Below are 17,544 nucleotides of genomic sequence, written 5' to 3'. Positions count from 1 at the left end.
ACGGGCCGGGCGGGCCGGCCCGACGGGCCGGGCGGGCCGACCCGACGGGCCGGGCGGGCCGACCCGACGGGCCGGGCGGGCCGGGCGGCCGCTAGAAGATCACCAGCGAACGGCCGCCCTTGCCCGCCAGCATCGCATCGAAGGCCGCCGGGATGCCGTCGAGGGTGATGCGGTCGGTGACGAGGGCGCCGAGGTCGAGGCGGCCCGCGCGGACGTGGGCGGCGATCACCGGGAGGTCGCGGGCGGGGTCGCTGTTGCCGTAGACGCAGCCGGTGAGGGTGCGGGCGAAGTGGAAGATCTCCAGGGCGTTGAAGGTGACCTGCTGCTCCTTGCCCCCGATGCCGACCACCGTCGTACGGCCGCCGCGCCGGGTGGACTCCCAGGCCGCCCGGATGCTCGCGGCCCGGCCGGCGCACTCGACGGCGACGTCCGCGCCGTGGCCGCCCGTGAGTGCGCGGATCTCCTTGGCGGTGGTCTCGGACGCGAGCAGGAACTCGGTGGCCCCGGCCGCCCGGGCCAGCTCCTCCTTGTCCGGGGAGACGTCCACGGCCACGATCGGGCCCGCCATCGCGATCCGGGCCGCCTGGAGGGCCGCCAGACCGACGCCGCCGACCCCGAAGACGGCCACCGACTCGCCGGGGCGGACCTGGGCGCTGTGGTGGACGGCTCCGTAGCCGGTCAGGACCGCGCAGCCGAGCAGTGCGGCCTCGGCGAGCGGGATACCGGCCGGGGCGGGCAGGACGCAGTTGGCCGAGACGACCGTCTCCTCGGCGAAGGCGGCCACGTTCAGCCCGGGGTGCAGCTCGGCGCCCAGGGCGTCGTGGGCGTACACCGCCCCGACCCCGGTGAGGGCCTTGGCGCAGAGCCAGACCTCGCCGATCGAGCAGTGGTGGCACTGCCCGCAGGACGGGGCCCAGTTGAGCACCACCCCGTCGCCGGGCGCGACATGGGTGACCCCTTCGCCGACGGCGAGGACCGTGCCCGCGCCCTCGTGGCCTAGGACGGCGGGTACGGGGACCCGCATGGTGCCGTTGGTGAGGGAGAGGTCGGAGTGGCAGACCCCGGCGGCGGCGAGCCGCACCCGGACCTGGCCGGGGCCTGGTTCGGGCAGGACGATGTCCCGTATCTCCAGGGGTGCTCCGACGGCGGGCAGGATGGCGGCGCGGACCATGATCGTCGTCTCCGTGTGTACGAGGGGGTGGGCTGGGTCGTCCTAGAACTGAAGGGACTTGGTCTGGAGGTACTCGGCGAGGCCGTGCGGGCCCAGCTCGCGTCCCACGCCCGACTTCTTGTACCCGCCGAAGGGCGCGAGCGGGTTGAAGCGGCCCCCGTTGATGTCCACCTGGCCGGTGTCCATCAGGCGCGCGAAGGCCACGGCAGTCTCCTCGTCCGCCGCCCAGACGGCCCCGCCCAGCCCGTAGTCGGTGCCGTTCGCGATGGCCAGGGCCTCGTCCTGGTCCTCGTAGGACAGGATCGACAGCACCGGGCCGAAGATCTCCTCCTGGGCGATGGTCATCCCGGGCGTGACGTCGGCGAAAACGGTCGGGGCGATGAAGTACCCCTGCTCGTGCGGCGCCTCGGGCCCGCCCGCGACGAGGCGCGCGCCCTCCTCCACGCCCTTGGTGATGAACCCCCGGACGCGGTCGCGCTGCTTGGCGCTGACGACCGGGCCGAGGCGGGTGCCCGGGGCGAGGGGGTCGCCGGAGGCGTACTTGGCCGCGGCGGCGGCCGCGAGGGAAACCGCCTCCTCGTACTCGTCCCGGTGGACGAGCATGCGGGTGAGCGCGTTGCAGCTCTGGCCGGCGTTGTTCATGACGTGGCCCACGCCCGCGGCGACGGCCTTGGCGAGGTCGGCGCCGGGGAGGATGACATTGGCCGATTTGCCACCCAGTTCCAGGGCGACCCGCTTGACGGCGGCGCCGGCCGTGGCGCCGATCTGCTTGCCGACGGCGGTGGATCCGGTGAAGGAGACGAGGTCGACTCCCTCGTGCGCGGCCAGCGCCTGCCCGGTGACCGGGCCGGTGCCGGTCACCAGGTTGAAGACCCCGGCGGGGATCCCCGCCTCGTGCACGGCTTCGGCGAAGAGCTGCGCGGTCAGCGGGGTGTCCTCGGCGGGCTTGAGGACGATGGTGCAGCCTGCGGCGAGAGCGGGTGCCACCTTGGCAACGATCTGGTGCAGCGGGTAGTTCCAGGGGGTGATCGCCCCGACGACGCCGACCGGCTCCAGCAGCACGGTCGAGTTCCCGATCCGCTCCTCGAAGGCGTACGAGGCCCCGAGCTCGGCGTAGGAGGAGGCCACGGCGATCGGCGCCCCGACGTGGACCATCTCCGAGAACCCCAGCGGCGAGCCCAGCTCGGCGGTGATGGTCTCGGCCATCTCCCCCTTGCGGGCGACCAGTACGTCGCGCAGGGCCCCGATGAGGGCGGCCCGCTCGGCCGGAGCCGTGGCCGCCCAGGCCGGGAAGGCCGCGCGGGCCGCTCGTACGGCCGCGTCCACGTCCTCGGCCGTACCGGCCGGGACCGAGGCGATGGGCCTCTCGTCGGCCGGGTTGAGGACCTCGATGCGGCCCTGCCCGAGGGCGGCCCGCCACTCGCCGCCGATGTACATCCCGTCATGGGCCTTCATGGCATTCCTCCCGAGCACGCGCGAACCTGACGTCGCCGACACCCTACAAACTAGCGTCGGTAGTTTTATGTGCGCCAGGGGCGGCGGGGGTCAGATGATGCCGAAAAGCATTCCTGCCGCCAGGACCACCAGGGAGGTCAGGGCCGCCCACTTCACGGTGAACCGGGTGTGGTCGCCGAACTCGACCTTGGCCATGCCCACGAGGACGTAGACGGCCGGAACGAGCGGGCTCGACATGTGCAGGGCCTGCCCGACCAGGGAGGCGCGGGCGATTTCGAGCGGGGAGACCCCGTGGGCGGCGCCTGCCTCGGCGAGGACCGGCAGGACGCCGAAGTAGAAGCCGTCGTTGGACATGAAGTAGGTGAGGGGGAGGCTGAGCAGGCCGGTGACCAGGGCCATGTGCGGACCCATGCCCTCGGGAATGGCGCCGACGAGCCAGTCGGCCATGTGCTTGACCATGCCGGTACCGGTGAGGACTCCGGTGAAGACGGCGGCGGCGAAGACCATCCCGGCGACGTTCAGGACGTTGTCCGCGTGGGCGGCGATCCTGGCCTTCTGGTCGGGCATGTGGGGGAAGTTCACGGTGAGGGCGAGGGCCGCGCCGAGGAGGAAGAGCACCGGGATCGGGAGCAGTTCCATGATCATGGCGGTGAGCAGGGCGACGGTGAGGCCCGCGTTGAACCAGTAGAGGCGGGGACGCAGGGTCGGGCGGTGCGGGTCGAGGCCCTGGAAGCCGTCGTCCCCGGCGGGGTCCCCGGCGGGGACGGCTTCCGCGGCGTGGTCGGCGTCTCCGGCGGATCCGGTGCCCCCGGCGGAGCCGGACGGGGCGGAGCCGGACGAGGCGGAGCCGGTGGAGCCGGTACCCGTGCTCCCGGCGGCGGCCGGGCCCGTACCTGCCGCGACCAGGATTTCCCCGGCCGGCTCCACCGACCGCTCGGTGTCGGTGGGGAGGGTCAGCAGGCCGAGGCGGCGGCGTTCCTTGAGGCCGAGGACGTAGGCCAGGCCGAAGACGAAGAGCAGGCCCACCGCGAGCGCGGGGATCATCGGTGCGAAGATGTCGCCGGCGTCGAGCTTGAGCGCGGTCGCGGCGCGGGCGGTGGGGCCGCCCCAGGGCAGGGTGTTCATGACGCCGTTGGCGGTGGCCGCGACGCCGGTCATGACGACCAGGCTCATCCCGAGGCGCTTGTAGAGCGGGTACATCGCCGAGACGGTGATCATGAAGGTGGTCGAGCCGTCGCCGTCGAGCGAGACGATGGCGGCGAGGACGGCGGTGCCGACGACGACGCGCATCGGGTCGGCCCTGCAGAAGCGCAGGATGCCGCGGACGATCGGGTCGAAGAGGCCGACGTCGATCATCACGCCGAAGTAGACGATGGCGAACATCAGCATGGCGGCGGTCGGCGCGAGCTTGCCGACCCCGTCGATGACGTAGCCGCCGAGCTGCGCGCCCTGGCCGGCGAACACGCAGAACAGCGCGGGGATGAGGACGAGCGCCGCGATGGGCGACATTTTCTTCAGCATGATCAGGACCAGGAAGGTGGCGATCATGGCGAAGCCGAGGAAGGTCAGCATGGGGGGAACCTAGGTGCCTCCTCCTGGGGCCAACAAGATGTCCACGCGTGAGCAATACGAGCAAAACCCCAGCTCAGGGGATGGGTGTCAGTTCGACGGGGAAACCGTTGAGCACGGCCGTGCCGGAGAGCGGGTCGAGTCGGCTGCCGTCGAGGAGCTGGTTGACGTTGACTCCGGGCGTGGCCGAGGCCACGGACAGGCGGGTGCCGGGGCGGTCGTGGCCCCAGCCGTGCGGGAGGCTCACGACTCCGGTACGCAGGGTGTCGGTGACCTCCACCGGAACCTCCAGGCTGCCCCCGTCGGCGGTGATCCGGACCGGGCGTCCGTCGGTGAGGCCGAGCCGGGCGGCGTCGTCCGGGTGGACCTGGAGGGTGCAGCGGTTGGAACCTCCGGCGAGGGCCGGGACGTTGTGCATCCAGCTGTTGTTGGACCGCAGGTGGCGGCGGCCCACGAGCACCAGGGCGGCGGGGCGCTCGGCCAGCGTCCCGCGCAGCCTGGGGAGTTCGGCCGCGATCGGGTCCGGCAGCAGCTCGATGCTGCCGCTGCGCGTCCTGAGCAGGCCGGGGAGCCTGGGCCGCAGCGGGCCCAGGTCGATTCCGTGCGGGTGCGCGCGCAGCCGCTCCAGCCCGAGTCCGCCCGGGGCGCCGGGGGGTGTGGGGGATGTGGGGGCGGCAGGGGACGGGGCGGGGCCCGGGCCCGCCGCGCCGTCGGGCGCGCCCGCGCCGGTTCCCGTAGCGGCGCTCCCGGGCAGGTCCGCGGGCGCGGCGAACTGGTCTCCGTAGGGTCCCAGTCGGAGCATCAGGTCGAGGCGGCGCTCGGGGCCGCTGCCGCCCGCGAGCAGCCCGGCGAGGCGTGCCGGATCCTGGCCGCGCAGGGGCGAGGCCGGGTCGGCGCACTCCCTGGCGAGGGTGGCCCCGATGGCCAGGTCGTCCACGGCGACCGGGTCGGTTCCGTGCATGCCGGAGACGGCGAGCACGAGACGGGCCTGGATCTCGCACTCGTCCATGCGCCCGTCTTCGAGCGGGACGGCGGGCGGCGAATAGCGGACCTGGTTGCGGATGGCGAAGGTGTTGAAGGAGAAGTCGAAGTGAGCGCTCTGCGAGGGCGGCGGCGGGGGCAGCACCACGTGGGCGTGGCGTGAGGTCTCGTTGAGGTACGGGTCGACGCTGACCATGAAGTCGAGCCCGGCCAGGGCCGCGTCGAGGCGCCGGCCGTCGGGGGCGGACAGTACGGGGTTCGCCGCGATGGAGACGAGGGCCCGGATCCGCCCCTCCCCCGGGGTGTCGATCTCCTCCGCCAGGGCGGACAGCGGGAACTCGGCCTTGGCCTCGGGGTGACCGCTGACCCGGCTGTGCCAGCGGCCGAGGCCGAAGCCCTTGCCGGGTCCGGCCGGCCGGGGTGCGCGGTCGGTCGCGGACAGCGGGAACAGGGCTCCGCCCGGCCGGTCGAGATTGCCGGTCAGGACGTTCAGCACGTCGACCAGCCAGCTGGCGAGCGTGCCGTACTCCACGGTGCAGCTGCCGATCCGCCCGTAGACGGCGGCGGTCGGCGCGGCCGCGAGGTCGCGGGCGAGGTCGCGGATCTCTTCGGCCGTGAGGTCGCAGGCGGGTGCGACGGCCTCGGGAGTGAAACTGACGAGCGCTTCGCCGAGTTCCCCGATTCCCTGCGTGTGTTCCGCGAGTACGCCCGGATCGGCCAGCTCCTCGGCGAGCAGGGTGTGGGCCAGGGCCGCGAGCAGCAGCGCGTCGCTGCCGGGGCGCGGTGCGAGGTGGCGGTCGGCGAGTTTGGCGGTGCGGGTGCGGCGCGGGTCGACGACGACGAGGGTGCCGCCCCGTGCGCGCAGCGCCTTGAGCCGCCCGGGGAAGTCGGGTGCGGTGCACAGGGAGCCGTTGGACTCGACCGGGTTCGCCCCGAGGAGCAGGAGGAAGTCGGTGCGGTCCAGGTCCGGGACGGGGATCGCGAAGGGATCCCCGAAGAGCAGCCCGCTGGAGACGTGCTTGGGCATCTGGTCGAGGGTGCTGGCGGTGAAGAGGTTGCGGGTGCCGAGGGCCTTGAGCAGCAGCGGGGGGTAGAGCTGGCCCGCCATGGTGTGGACGTTCGGGTTGCCGAGGACGACGCCGACGGACTGGGGCCCGTACGTCCGTACGAGCGCGGGGACCGCGTCGGCGATGGCCTGGAAGGCCTCCTCCCAGGTGGCCTCGCGGAGCCGGCCGTCGCGGCGCACGAGGGGGGTCCGCAGCCGGTCGGGATCGGCGTCGAGGCCACCGAAGGCGGCGCCCTTGGGGCAGATGAAGCCGCGGCTGAACACGTCGTCGCGGTCCCCTCTGGCCCCGGTGACAGTGGTGCCTTCGATGGTGAGCGTAAGGCCGCAAGTGGCTTCACAGAGCGGGCAGATGCGCAGGGCGGTGCGGGGCATGGGCCCTCCAGGGGCAGCGGGCTGCGGCACGGGGCACGGGCACCGGGCCCCCACGAGCGGCACCGAGCATACCGACCGGTAGGCACGGTGGGGAGGGTCCACGCCCTACGGAATCCGGGGGCGGGGGGCGTCCGGGTCGGGGTTGGCGCCGCGGGGGCCGGCCGGGACGAGGCGGCCCGGGCCGGCCGGGGCGAGGCGGGGTGGCCGGGGTTGGCGGGGTCCGCCGGAGTTGGCGCGGTCCGCCGGAGTTGGCGGGATCCGCCGGAGTTGGCCAGGGGCGGCCGGAGTGTCGGCGGGCACCGCCGGGATGTCAGCGTGGCGGCCGAGGTGTCGGCCAGGGCCAGCCGGGGTATCGGCCGGCACCGCCGGGGTGTCAGCGGGCGCCGCCGAAGCGGCCGGGGCCGGGCGGAGCCGCGAGCCGGGTCCCGTTCGCCCGGAGCTGCGCCGATTCGGCCCGGAGCCGCTCGGAGCCACGCCGATGCGGCCCGGGCCCCGGAGCCGCTCCGATTCGGCCGGAGCCGCCCCGGAGCCACGCCCATTCCGCCCGGAGAACGGCGCGAGCCGACGGGCAGAAGAAACGCCACCGCTTGGGCACCTCGGCAAGCAGCCGACCGGGCCGTTCATACCCGCGCCGCAGGCCCCCGCATTCGCGCCCGCCACCGCATACATAGACCGTTACCCCAGGTCAGAGGCCCTCATTGGTCCTTCTGCTGACGCAATTCAGCACCCTTGGTCGGGAAAGCACATTGCCCCTGGGGATGGGGACGGATTGGATTGCCGAATGACATCCATGCTCGACGGCTGTACGCCCTGGCCCGAGGAATTCGTCGACTACTACTGGGCGTCCGGCCACTGGCGGGGCAACACGCTGGACAACCTGCTGCGCGGCTGGGCCGTGCAGTTCGGGCCGCGGACCGCGCTCGCCCACGGCGACACCCGCATGACGTACGCGGCCCTGAACCGCCGGGTGGGCCGGATGGCCGCCGGGTTCCGGCTGCGCGGCCTGCGGCCCGGGCAACGGGTCATCGTGCAGCTGCCCGACATCCCGGAACTCGTCGTCACCGTGTTCGCCCTGATGCGCGCCGGCGCGGTCCCGGTGCTCTGCCCGATCTCGCACCGCGCGCCCGAGGTGTCCCACGTCGTCCAGGTCTCCGAGGCCACCGGCTACATCGGCCCCGCGACGTACCGGGGCTTCGACCACACGGCGATGGCCGCCGACATCGCGACCCAAGGCCCCTTCCTGCGCCGGGTGTTCACCTTCGAGGCGCCGGGCGCCTCGGACCCGTACGGCGGTTTCACGACCGACACCTCGGGCTGCCACTACTTCCCGCTGCACTCCCTCGACTCGCCGCCCGAGCCGGCGCTCGCGCTCAGCGCCGGGCAGGTGGCGTTCTTCCTGCTCGCGGGCGGCGCCGGCGAGGCTCCCAAGCTGGTGCCGCGCACCCACAACGACTACGCCTACCAGGCGCGGGCCGCGGCCGAACTGGTGTCGCTCACCCAGGAGGACGTGTACCTCGCCGCGCTGCCCGGCGACCTCAACCTCGCCTTCGGCGGCCCCGGCATCATCGGCACGCTGACCGTCGGCGGCACCATCGTCCTGGTCGAGGACCCGGAGCCCGCCGCCCGCCTGGCGGCCGTCGAGCGCGAGCGGGTCACCGTCGCCGCGCTGACCGCGGACACCGCCCGGCTCTGGCTCGACGCGCGTCCCGAGGTCCAGGCGGACGTGAGCAGCCTGCGTCTCGTACAGATCGGCGGCAGCACCACGCCCCTGGACCGCGCGACCGCCGAACGGGTGGGATCCGAGTGGGGCTGTCGCCTCCAGCAGGCCTTCGGTACGGACGAGGGCTTCCTCACCCTCACCCGGCCCGGCGATCCGGACGAGACCGTGCTCACCACGCAGGGCCGGCCGCTCTCCCCCGACGATCAGATCTGCGTCGTCGACGCCGACGGCGAGCAGGTCCCCGACGGGGAACCGGGCGAACTCCTGGCCCGCGGCCCCTACACCGCGCGCGGCTACTACCGCTCGCCCGGCCTCAACGCGCGCGCCTTCACCCCCGACGGCTACCTGCGCACCGGCGTCCTCGCCCGGCGCACGGCGGACGGCAACCTGGTGGTGACCGGTCGCGTCGGGAGCTCCGCACGATGAGATGAAACGGCGGCCTCGGGGGCACGGGAGGCCGCCGCGATGGCCGGACGCGCCCCCTCCGCCCGCTCCGCCCCCTCCGCCTGCTGCGCCCGGTCAGTCCAGGACGCGTGCGAGGTAGGCGTGCATCATCGCGCGGGTTTCGGCGACGATGTCGGGGTCGCCGGCCGGGTCGTTGCGGAAGGCGAGCTGGATCAGGGCGTCGGTGGCCTCGACCGCGACCAGGACGGCCCGCTCCAGAGTGGGGTCCGGGGTGAGGGCGAGATGGGCGCCGAGCAGCTCGGTGAGGCGTACGGCGACCAGGTGGTTGGGGTCGGACGCGGGCCCCTCGGACGGCGGCGCCGGCACCCCGAAGTCGACGAGGGCGAAGCCGGGCACGCTGCGCTTCATGACCAGGTACTCGTCCAGCACGGCGTCGACGACCGGGCGCCAGTCGGCGTCCGGGAGCTCCGCGAGCCGCTGCTCGATGCCGTCGGCGTACCGGTCGAGGTTGCGGTGGGCCAGGGCGATGGCCATGGCCCGCTTGTTGCCGAAGAACCGGTAGACCGAGCCGATCGGCACGCCGGCCCGCAGGGCCACGGCCCGGGTGCTGAGGTTCTCGTAGCCGGTCTCGTCGAGGAGTTCCGCACAGGCGTCGAGGATCCGGGCGAGGCGGTCGGCGCTGCGCTGCTGGATCGGCGTCCGGCGCAGGGGGTGGGCTGGGGGCACGGGGTCCATCATGCCGCTCCTGGGTTCACGGGTCGGCGGCGGTACCGGTTCGGCCGTCTCAGTTCAGCAGCAGGCTGAGGCCTCCCACCGTGTACGTGATCATCAGCGCGAGCAGCGGCAGTTGCCCGGCGACGGCTTTCGCGGGCGGGAAGAGGCGTACGGAGCGGTCGTGCGCGGCGATCACTCCGAGTACGTGGCCGGTCACGACGGCGATCACCTGGAGGGCCGCGAGGCCGCCAGGACCCAAGGGGGACCTGGGTTCGGGGGCGTTGTCAGTGCCCACTGCCATGATTACTGTGCGTGGTCCTTCGGTGACGAGGAGGGAGAAGTAGTGGGCGACGAGATAACCGAGGGCGATCGGTACGAGTGAGTGCGCGAAGGCGGTCAGCGGGCCGGGGTGCGGGCCGCAGACGAGGCGGGTGACCGCCGCGCAGAGGCAGTAGAGGACGGCGACGAGCGCGATGGCTCCGAGCAGTCCGAGGGTGGCCGCCGCGGTGCGGCCGAGGGGGGAGGTCTGGATCGCGTTGATCCACGAGGGGTTGTCGGAGAAGCCGTCGTAGGCGGTGGATCCGAGCAGGACGCAGACGGTGGCGACGAGTCCGGGCCGCTCGGGCGTCGCGTCGAGTCCGTGGAAGGGGTTACGGAGGACCAGGCGGCCGTCGCTGCGACGGCCGAGGGGGGAGAGCCGGGCGAGGAGGGCGGAATACGCCTCGAAGGCGTCTCCGTCGGCGAACCAGCCTTCGCCGTAGCGGGCGGCGAACAGGAGCTGGAGCGCGGCATAGCCGGTCAGGGCGACGAGGAGGGTGGTGGTGGAAGCGGGATCGGGAGAGACGAGTTCGAGCCAGGTGAAGGCGAAGAGGCCGGCGGCGGCCGGCCATTGCCCGAGCCGGGCGGGGAGCGGACGGTGCGGTCGGGGCTCCGGGCTGGAGGGATCCGGCACCGCGGCGAGGTGCCGTGCCGGGGGGTGCGGGCTCCGGGAGGAGTGCGTGGCGGCTGCTGCGGCGGCCTGGGCGGCGGCGACCGCGGATGCCGGACGGGTCGCACGGGCTGCACGGGCCGTCCGGAGCCTCCCCGACAGCCGGGCGGCCAGCCGGTGCGAGGTGCGGAGCGGGTTGAGGAGGCGCCAGACGGGACCGAACAGGAGGGAGGCGGGAACCAGTCCGACCCAGAGCAGGACGTAGACGGCGCCGGGTGCGGGGTTGCGGGCGGGGTCGTCGGGGCCGAGGAGGAGGTACAGGAGGACGGCGAGCGCGGCCGCGAGGCCGAGCCCGCGCAGGGCGTTGCGGGTGGCCGGCGCGTCGGCCACCCGCTGGAGCCCGGCGGGCAGGGCCAGGCCCGAACGGTCGCCGCGGAAGCGGGAGGTGGACCAGAGGAGACCCAGCGCGAGGAAGGAGAGGAAGAGCGCGGTGAAGGCGCCGGCGAAGGCGTAGAACGGCGAGATCGGCAGATCGTGCTGCGATCCGATGCCGTGCGCGAGCACGGTGAGCGGGTCGGCCGGGTGAAGGACCACGCCCTGGCCGGAGCCGCCACCGGGCACCGCGCCCGGGAGGCCCTGCGGCCCGCACCCGGTCACCACCGGACCACCGGGAGGGGAGGTGATGGGGTCATCGGACGAGGAGCTGGGTCAGGACGAGGTCGGACTCGTGGGTCTCGACCTCGAAGAGGCCCGTGCGGTCGGCCGTCAGGATCAGGGTGGCCTCCTGGCCTGCCGGCAGGGCGAGTTCCTTGTCGAAGCCGTGGACGTGCAGGGTGTCCGCGCGGTCGCTGGTGACCCGTAGGGCCACGCGTTCGCCGCGGGTCACCTCCACCCGGCCCGGGACCGGGCTCACCTTGCCGTCCCGCACGGTGATGGTCACCGTGCGGTCGGCCCGCTCCGCCTCCGGGGTCATGGAGGGCGGTGCGGCCGGGGTGTGGGTGTGGGTGGACTGGCCGGACGCGGCGGCGAGTTGGAGGGTCGCTTCGACCGGCTTGCCCGCCACCGCCCAGGCCGTGTGGTCGTCCGCGTAGAGGCGGACGGTCAGGGTGTGCGTGCCCTCCGGCACCTGCGCGGCGGGCAGGTGGAACCACGGGCCGTACAGGCGCGCCAGTTTGCGGCCGTCCAGCTCCAGGTGCGCGTGGCCGGCACCCGGGAGGGCGGCGCCGCCGGTGCTGTCGGGGGTGAAGTGGAAGTTCGTCACCGCCAGTTGGAGGTTCCAGCCGTCCTCGGAGTCCGGCCGGGCGGTGAGGCGGACCTCCGGCGCGCCCTCGGCCGGGACCTCGCGGAGCCGGTGGCCCGCGCCGTCGTCGGCGCTGAGCAGGGTGCCCGCCTTCCCGGAGGCCTGCTCGTGGGTCGTGCCGGGCTTGTGGTGGGTGGTGGCCCGCCCCCCACAGCCCGTCGCCGCGCCGCCCGCCAGGAGCAGGGCCAGGGCGAGCAGAGCCGCCGCGCGGCCCGTCCGGCGGGACAGGGTGGACCGGCGGGGCGGCGTTCCGCACACGTCGCACCAGGTCCGGCGTTCGGGGCGGTCTCCGCCCGGGTGCCCCGTCACGGCCGGTCTCCCCCGGCGGCGCCCCGCTCCGCACCGGTGCCGGTGCTGGTGCCGGTGCCGGTGCTGGGCTTGGTGCCAACCTCGGCTCCGGCTCCGCCCTCGGATTCGGCTTCCGCGGTGCGGGTCGGGGCCGGGCCTGCCGGGACGGGGACCCGGTCGCCCGCCGGGTCGCCGCCCGGGCCTGCCGGGCGGGCCGGCGTGCCGCCCGGGCGGGCGGCGGCGATGACGGCCCAGAGGACCCAGACCACCGCGACGAGGGACCGGATCCAGGCGGGGCTGAGCGGGATCCACGGGACCATCAGGACGGCCTTGTCGAAGGCGTCGAGGAGGGTGAGGGCGCCGAGCAGCAGGGTCAGGCGGGCCAGCCAGGGCCGGGTGGGGCGCAGGGCGAGTCCGGTGCCGGTCCACCACAGGCCGAGGCAGAGCAGGGCCAGCGCCGGGACGAAGGTGCCGACCAGGCCCATCGTGGAGCCGGCCACGTCCAGGGTCAGGCCCGCGAGGCCGAGCAGGGCCGCCACCCCGGCCAGGCGGGAGCCGCGCAGGCGGCGCCACCACAGGAGGCCGCCGACCAGGAGGAGGACCGCCGCGACGGCGAGGGCGAGCTGGGTCTCCACCCGCTGGAGGCCCCGGGAGCCGTACCAGTCGCAGCCGGCCGGGAGTTTGCGCGCCTGCACGCTGTAGTCGGCGCAGACCAGGAGCTGGGCCAGCTTCACCGGTTCACCGGCCAGCCGGGCCGAGGCGCCGGAGACCGCGCCGCGGCGCTCGCCGCACTGCGGGAGCGTGCCCGGGGTGGAGCCGTCCGGGCCCTGCTGCCAGCAGTTGCCCCGGCCCTGGCCGTCCCACCACACGTCCATGCCGTTGGGGCGGGAGGCCCCGGACTTGTCCTTGCCCAGGATGTTGCCGGCGTAGCGGTTGTGGTGGGAGGTGTCGGCCTGCTTGGACAGCTCCTCCTCGCCGCGGATGAAGGCGGGCACGGCCGAGAGGAAGAAGCCCGCGCGCTGGTGCCCGTACACCCAGTTGTTCTCGTACAGGTTCCAGTTGCCGCCCGCGGTGATGATGCCGGTGCCCGGGGGCATGGAGATCTGCGGGCAGACGACGCCCTGCTCGTAGCCGCGCTCGACGGGCGGTTTGGCGCAGGTGCCGTCCGCGACGTAGTGGTAGTAGTCGGCGTTGTTGTCGTGGATCAGGTTGCGTTCGAAGCGGGCGTGGTTCTGCGGGAGTCCGGGGTGGCCGGGGAAGGCGCTGTCCATCGAGGCGCCGCCCATGTTCTGGTCGAACTCGTTGTCGTGCACGTACACGGAGTCGCCCGCGGTGCCGGAGTAGCCGACCATGTTGTGGTGGCTGCGGCAGCCGGTGATCTCGATGGAGTAGCGGGGGACGTCGTAGCCGCGGCCGTCGTTGATGTTCGAGGCGCTGCCGGGGTAGATGCCGGAGTCGCCGTTGCCGTAGGACTCGCAGTTCTTGTACAGGCCGTGGTCGCTGGCGAAGGTCAGGAAGCCGTACTCGTCGTTCCAGCGGGTCAGCACGTCGTCGATGACGAAGCCGTCGCCCGCTAGGACGTAGAGCGAGTTGAAGGTGGTGCGCTGGGCGGTGAAGTTGCGGAAGTAGATGCCGTTGGACTTGTCCGCGCGGATCCCGTTCAGCTTCTGGTACTTGGCGTCGATGACCACGTCCTGGCGGGAGGCCCCGGTGCCTTCGATCTGGAGGTCGGTCTTGCCGAGGATGGCGACCAGGTTCTGGTTGTGGCGGCAGGCCACCTGCTGCTCGTAGGTCAGGATCTGGTAGCCGAGCGAGGAGTTGGGGGCCTTGAGCGAGGCGCACTCCCCGGTGGGCTTGGGGAGCGAGGGCTCCTCCTCGTAGAGGCCGGGGAGGATCGCGATGTTCATGCCCGGGCGGTCCACGGCGTCGACCGCCGCCTGGAGGTCGCGGAAGCCGTTCTTCTCGCAGCGCTCGTAGAGGGCGAGGTTGCGCTGCCTGAGGGCGTCCGGGAAGGCGGATATCCGGCGCTCGAAGGCGGGCCGGTCGGTCTTGCAGACGATCAGGTCGGGCTCGCCCGTGCGGTAGGCGGGTACGGAGCCGGTGCCGTCGGGGAGCTCGACGGGGCGCTCCTCGTGCGCGGTCGCGGCGGGCGCGGCGACGAGGAGTGACAGAAGCGCTAGGAGGGCGGCGAGGAACGCCGCCGGCACGGCAGGAAACCTGCGGGTCCACGACATGCGCGTGAGAGTAGAGGAATGTTCACCTTTTGGGATCCCCTCGCGCAGGAATAGGCCCCGGACGGGCCAAGTCGTGACCCGGGCCCGCCCCGGACCCCCCTCCGGCCGCCGCCCCGGCCACGACCCTGGCCACCGCCCCGCCTGCCGAGCCGACGCCTCCCGGGCCCGCCCTACCCGCCACGCCGACGCCTGCCCGGGCGCGTCCGCCCCCCTGCCCGACCCCCGCCCGAGCCTGACCGACGCCTGCCCGACGCCTGCCCCGGCCTGCCCGACTCCCACCCGAGCCCATCCGGGCCCTGCCGACTCCCCCTGGACCCATCCGACGCCCGCCCGGCCCATCCGACGCCTACCCGCGCCCTGACCGACACCTGCCCGGGCCCTGCGCAAGGCCCGCCCGGGCCGCCCAACACCTGCCCGACCCCTCCCCGGCACCCACCCGAGCGCATCCGACGCCCACCCAGGCCCTGACCGACACCCGCCCGGGCCCCGCACAACGCCCACCCGGGCCGCCCAACGCCTCCCCGGGCCCCCTGCGGCCCCCATCCGGGCCCATCCGGCGCCCGCCCGACCTCGCCCGAGCCCCGACCCCGGCCCATCCGGCGCCCGCTCGCCCCCCGCCCGGGCCCTGCGCAACGCCCGCCCAGGCCGCCCAGGCCGCCCAGCGCCTGCCTGCCCGGGCCCTGACTGACACCTGCCCGCCCGCCCGCCCGACCCCTCCCCAGCACCCACCCGAGCGCATCCGACGCCCGCCCGAGCCCGCCCGCGTCCATCCGAACCCTGACCGACACCCGCCCGGGCCCTGCACAGCGCCCGCCCAGGCCACCCAACGTCTCCCCGGGCCCTCCGCGCCCCCCACCCGGGCCCATCCGGCGCCCGCCCGACCCCGCCCGAGCCCCGCCCGAGCCCCGCCCGGGCCCATCCGACCCCCGCGCCGGGCCCCGCCCGGCCGCCACCGGGACCCGCCTCGGCCCCACGCTCACCCCCAGCCCTGCCCCGGCCCCGCCCCACACCCGCCCAAGCCCCGCTCCGCACCACCCCGCACCCACCCCAAGCCCCGGCCCCGCCCCGCACCCACCCACCCACCCAGGCACCACCCACCGGTCGACTGACCGGAATCCCCCGTTGACGCATGAGCCCAGGAATCCTACTGTCAGGCATAGGATTCCTTCGGCAGACCGGGAGCGTGCAATGAGTGGCGGCAGCGAGCAGGCCAGGAAGACGGCGGAGGGGCTGGAGTACCTCACCGGCTTCGGCAATGAGCACAGCTCGGAGGCGGTCCCCGGTGCGCTGCCGATCGGGCGGAACTCGCCCCAGCGCTCCCCCCTCGGCCTCTACGCGGAGCAGCTCAGCGGCAGCGCGTTCACCGAGCCGCGTTCCCACAACCGCCGCTCCTGGCTCTACCGGATCCGCCCCTCGGCCGCGCACCCGCCCTTCGCCCGGACCGGCAACGGCGCCCTGCGCTCCGCGCCCTTCACCGAGGCCCCGGCCGACCCGAACCGGCTCCGCTGGAACCCGCTGCCCGACCCGGCGCCCGGCACGGACTTCCTGGCCGGCCTGTGGACCCTCGGCGGCAACGGCGACGCCACCCAGCGCTCCGGCATGGCCATCCACCTGTACTCCGCCAACGCCTCGATGACCGACCGGGTGTTCAGCGACTCCGACGGCGAGCTGCTGATCGTCCCGGAGCGCGGCGGCCTGCTCCTGCGCACCGAGTTCGGCCTGCTCAGCGCCCGGCCGGGCGAGATGGCGCTGATCCCGCGCGGGGTCCGCTTCCGCGTGGAACTCCAGGACGAGAGCGCCCGCGGGTACGTCTGCGAGAACTACGGCCGGCCCTTCGAGCTGCCCGACCTGGGCCCCATCGGCGCCAACGGCCTCGCCGCCGCCCGCGATTTCCGCGCGCCGGTGGCCTCGTACGAGGACGGAGAGCGTCCGACCGAGGTCGTGAACAAGTTCTGCGGCAACCTCTGGACCGCCACCTACGACCACTCCCCGCTCGACGTGGTGGCCTGGCACGGCACGCACGTCCCGTACGTCTACGACCTGCGCAGCTTCAACGTCCTGGGCTCCATCAGCTACGACCACCCCGACCCGTCCATCTTCACGGTGCTGACCTCGCCCTCCGACACGGCGGGCCTGGCGGGCGTGGACTTCGTGGTCTTCGCGCCGCGCTGGCTGGTCGGCGAGGACACCTTCCGCCCGCCGTACTTCCACCGGAACGTGATGAGCGAGTACATGGGGCTCATCGACGGCGCCTACGACGCCAAGGCGGAGGGCTTCGTGCCAGGCGGCGGCTCCCTGCACAACATGATGTCCGCGCACGGCCCCGACCGGGAGACCTTCGACCGGGCGAGCGCCGCCGAGCTGAAGCCGCAGAAGATCGACGACGGCCTGGCCTTCATGTTCGAGACCCGCTGGCCGATCACCGCCACCGCCCAGGCGGCCGGCGCGGACCACCTGCAGAGCGGATACGACGACGTCTGGCAGGGACTCCAGCGGCACTTCCGCGCCTAACATCACGAGCATGCCGCGCGGCGCCGCCGCCGCGCGCACCCCGTCCTACGGAGATCCACCCGTGACCGCCTTCGCCCCCGACTCGCTGGTACTGAACCGGAAACTGCCGCTCTGGTACCAGGTCTCCCAGTCGCTGCGCGCCTCGATACTCGGGCGCACCGCGGACGCCTCGCTGCGCCTGCCCACCGAGGAGCAGCTCGCCGAGCACTACGGGGTGAGCGTGCTGACCATGCGGCAGGCGCTCAAGGAACTGGAGACCGAGGGCCTCATCAGCCGCCACCGGCGGCGCGGGACCTTCATCGAGCCGACGGCGCTGCGCGGGGCGCCGGTCCAGCTGCTCGGCTCGGTCGACGCGATCGTGGCGCAGCAGTCGGGCGACCGTACGACGATCCTCGGGCACGAGCGAACGGCGGTGTCCGGGGAGCTGCTGGAGCACTTCCCGGACACCGCCGAGGTGGTCACGTACCGCAGGCTCCGTCACGACAGCGAGAGCGGCGAGCCGACCAACTGGGCGGAGAACGCGGTGCGTCCGGAGCTCGCCGACTCCATCGACCTGGCGGATCTGGTGCGTTGGCCGATGACCAAGGTGCTGCGGGACATCGTGAAGGTGGACATCAGCCGGATCACCGACACCGTGGAGGCGCGGCTCGCCGACCCGCTCACGGCCGAGCTGCTCCAAGTGCCCCTGCTGAGCCCGATCCTGCACTACACGGGCGTCACCTACGACGGCTCCGGCCGGGTGGTCGACGTGGCGCGGATCCGGTACCGCGGGGACCGGTTCTCCTTCACCGTGACCGTCGACGCACACTGATCACACTGATCACACTGGT

The 17,544-nt window shown here is 73.8% G+C and carries 11 protein-coding genes; 3 read left to right on the top strand and 8 right to left on the bottom strand.

Annotation, left to right across the window (positions count from 1 at the left end; all coding sequences use genetic code 11):
- Window positions 1-91: 91 nt before the first annotated feature.
- From OG730_RS32215 to OG730_RS32200, 4 genes are all read right to left on the bottom strand, one after another.
- On the bottom strand, window positions 92-1,171 hold the full coding sequence (locus OG730_RS32215) for a Zn-dependent alcohol dehydrogenase (RefSeq protein ID WP_327307522.1): 1,080 nt from the start codon (window positions 1,169-1,171) through the stop codon (window positions 92-94).
- Between the two features lie 42 nt (window positions 1,172-1,213).
- Window positions 1,214-2,626 (bottom strand): aldehyde dehydrogenase family protein, encoded by a 1,413-nt coding sequence (locus tag OG730_RS32210; protein ID WP_327307521.1) that lies wholly within the window; start codon window positions 2,624-2,626, stop codon window positions 1,214-1,216.
- 90 nt (window positions 2,627-2,716) lie between these two features.
- Complete coding sequence (locus OG730_RS32205) at window positions 2,717-4,198, bottom strand: CitMHS family transporter (RefSeq protein ID WP_327307520.1); 1,482 nt, start codon at window positions 4,196-4,198, stop codon at window positions 2,717-2,719.
- 73 nt (window positions 4,199-4,271) lie between these two features.
- Window positions 4,272-6,614, bottom strand: a complete 2,343-nt coding sequence (locus OG730_RS32200; protein ID WP_327307519.1) for a molybdopterin oxidoreductase family protein — start codon at window positions 6,612-6,614, stop codon at window positions 4,272-4,274.
- Window positions 6,615-7,395: 781 nt separating this feature from the next.
- Here OG730_RS32200 and OG730_RS32195 point away from each other — a divergent pair.
- Window positions 7,396-8,760, top strand: a complete 1,365-nt coding sequence (locus tag OG730_RS32195; protein WP_327307518.1) for an AMP-binding protein — start codon at window positions 7,396-7,398, stop codon at window positions 8,758-8,760.
- 93 nt (window positions 8,761-8,853) lie between these two features.
- Here the strand turns inward: OG730_RS32195 and OG730_RS32190 are convergent, their stop codons facing one another.
- The 4 genes from OG730_RS32190 to OG730_RS32175 all read right to left on the bottom strand — a co-directional run bounded on the left by OG730_RS32190 (window position 8,854) and on the right by OG730_RS32175 (window position 14,203).
- The gene (locus OG730_RS32190; protein ID WP_327309517.1) at window positions 8,854-9,474 is read right to left on the bottom strand and encodes a TetR/AcrR family transcriptional regulator; all 621 of its coding nucleotides are present in this window, start codon (window positions 9,472-9,474) and stop codon (window positions 8,854-8,856) included.
- 49 nt (window positions 9,475-9,523) lie between these two features.
- Complete coding sequence (locus OG730_RS32185) at window positions 9,524-10,975, bottom strand: hypothetical protein (RefSeq protein WP_327309516.1); 1,452 nt, start codon at window positions 10,973-10,975, stop codon at window positions 9,524-9,526.
- A 94-nt stretch (window positions 10,976-11,069) separates the two neighbouring features.
- Window positions 11,070-11,909: a cupredoxin domain-containing protein gene (locus OG730_RS32180; RefSeq protein WP_327309515.1), complete on the bottom strand. Its 840-nt coding sequence runs from the start codon at window positions 11,907-11,909 to the stop codon at window positions 11,070-11,072.
- A 77-nt stretch (window positions 11,910-11,986) separates the two neighbouring features.
- Complete coding sequence (locus OG730_RS32175) at window positions 11,987-14,203, bottom strand: right-handed parallel beta-helix repeat-containing protein (protein WP_327307517.1); 2,217 nt, start codon at window positions 14,201-14,203, stop codon at window positions 11,987-11,989.
- Between the two features lie 1,188 nt (window positions 14,204-15,391).
- Between OG730_RS32175 and hmgA the strand changes: the two genes are divergently transcribed.
- A complete protein-coding gene (gene hmgA / locus OG730_RS32170; protein ID WP_327307516.1) occupies window positions 15,392-16,714 on the top strand; it encodes a homogentisate 1,2-dioxygenase in 1,323 nt (440 codons plus the stop codon).
- A gap of 10 nt (window positions 16,715-16,724) precedes the next feature.
- Complete coding sequence (locus tag OG730_RS32165; protein ID WP_327307515.1) at window positions 16,725-17,525, top strand: GntR family transcriptional regulator; 801 nt, start codon at window positions 16,725-16,727, stop codon at window positions 17,523-17,525.
- Window positions 17,526-17,544 lie beyond the last annotated feature (19 nt).

It is taken from the genome of Streptomyces sp. NBC_01298 (assembly GCF_035978755.1).
Classification (GTDB): domain Bacteria; phylum Actinomycetota; class Actinomycetes; order Streptomycetales; family Streptomycetaceae; genus Streptomyces.
This window is presented reverse-complemented; position numbering and strand designations above follow the sequence as displayed.

Coding starts and splice junctions, on each gene's coding strand:
- OG730_RS32205 (WP_327307520.1), bottom strand. CDS start 4,198: ATGCTGACCTTCCTCGGCTTCGCCATGATCGCCACCTTCCTGGTCCTG.
- OG730_RS32165 (WP_327307515.1), top strand. CDS start 16,725: ATGCCGCGCGGCGCCGCCGCCGCGCGCACCCCGTCCTACGGAGATCCA.
- hmgA (WP_327307516.1), top strand. CDS start 15,392: ATGAGTGGCGGCAGCGAGCAGGCCAGGAAGACGGCGGAGGGGCTGGAG.
- OG730_RS32215 (WP_327307522.1), bottom strand. CDS start 1,171: ATGGTCCGCGCCGCCATCCTGCCCGCCGTCGGAGCACCCCTGGAGATA.
- OG730_RS32175 (WP_327307517.1), bottom strand. CDS start 14,203: ATGTCGTGGACCCGCAGGTTTCCTGCCGTGCCGGCGGCGTTCCTCGCC.
- OG730_RS32190 (WP_327309517.1), bottom strand. CDS start 9,474: ATGGACCCCGTGCCCCCAGCCCACCCCCTGCGCCGGACGCCGATCCAG.
- OG730_RS32200 (WP_327307519.1), bottom strand. CDS start 6,614: ATGCCCCGCACCGCCCTGCGCATCTGCCCGCTCTGTGAAGCCACTTGC.
- OG730_RS32195 (WP_327307518.1), top strand. CDS start 7,396: ATGACATCCATGCTCGACGGCTGTACGCCCTGGCCCGAGGAATTCGTC.
- OG730_RS32210 (WP_327307521.1), bottom strand. CDS start 2,626: ATGAAGGCCCATGACGGGATGTACATCGGCGGCGAGTGGCGGGCCGCC.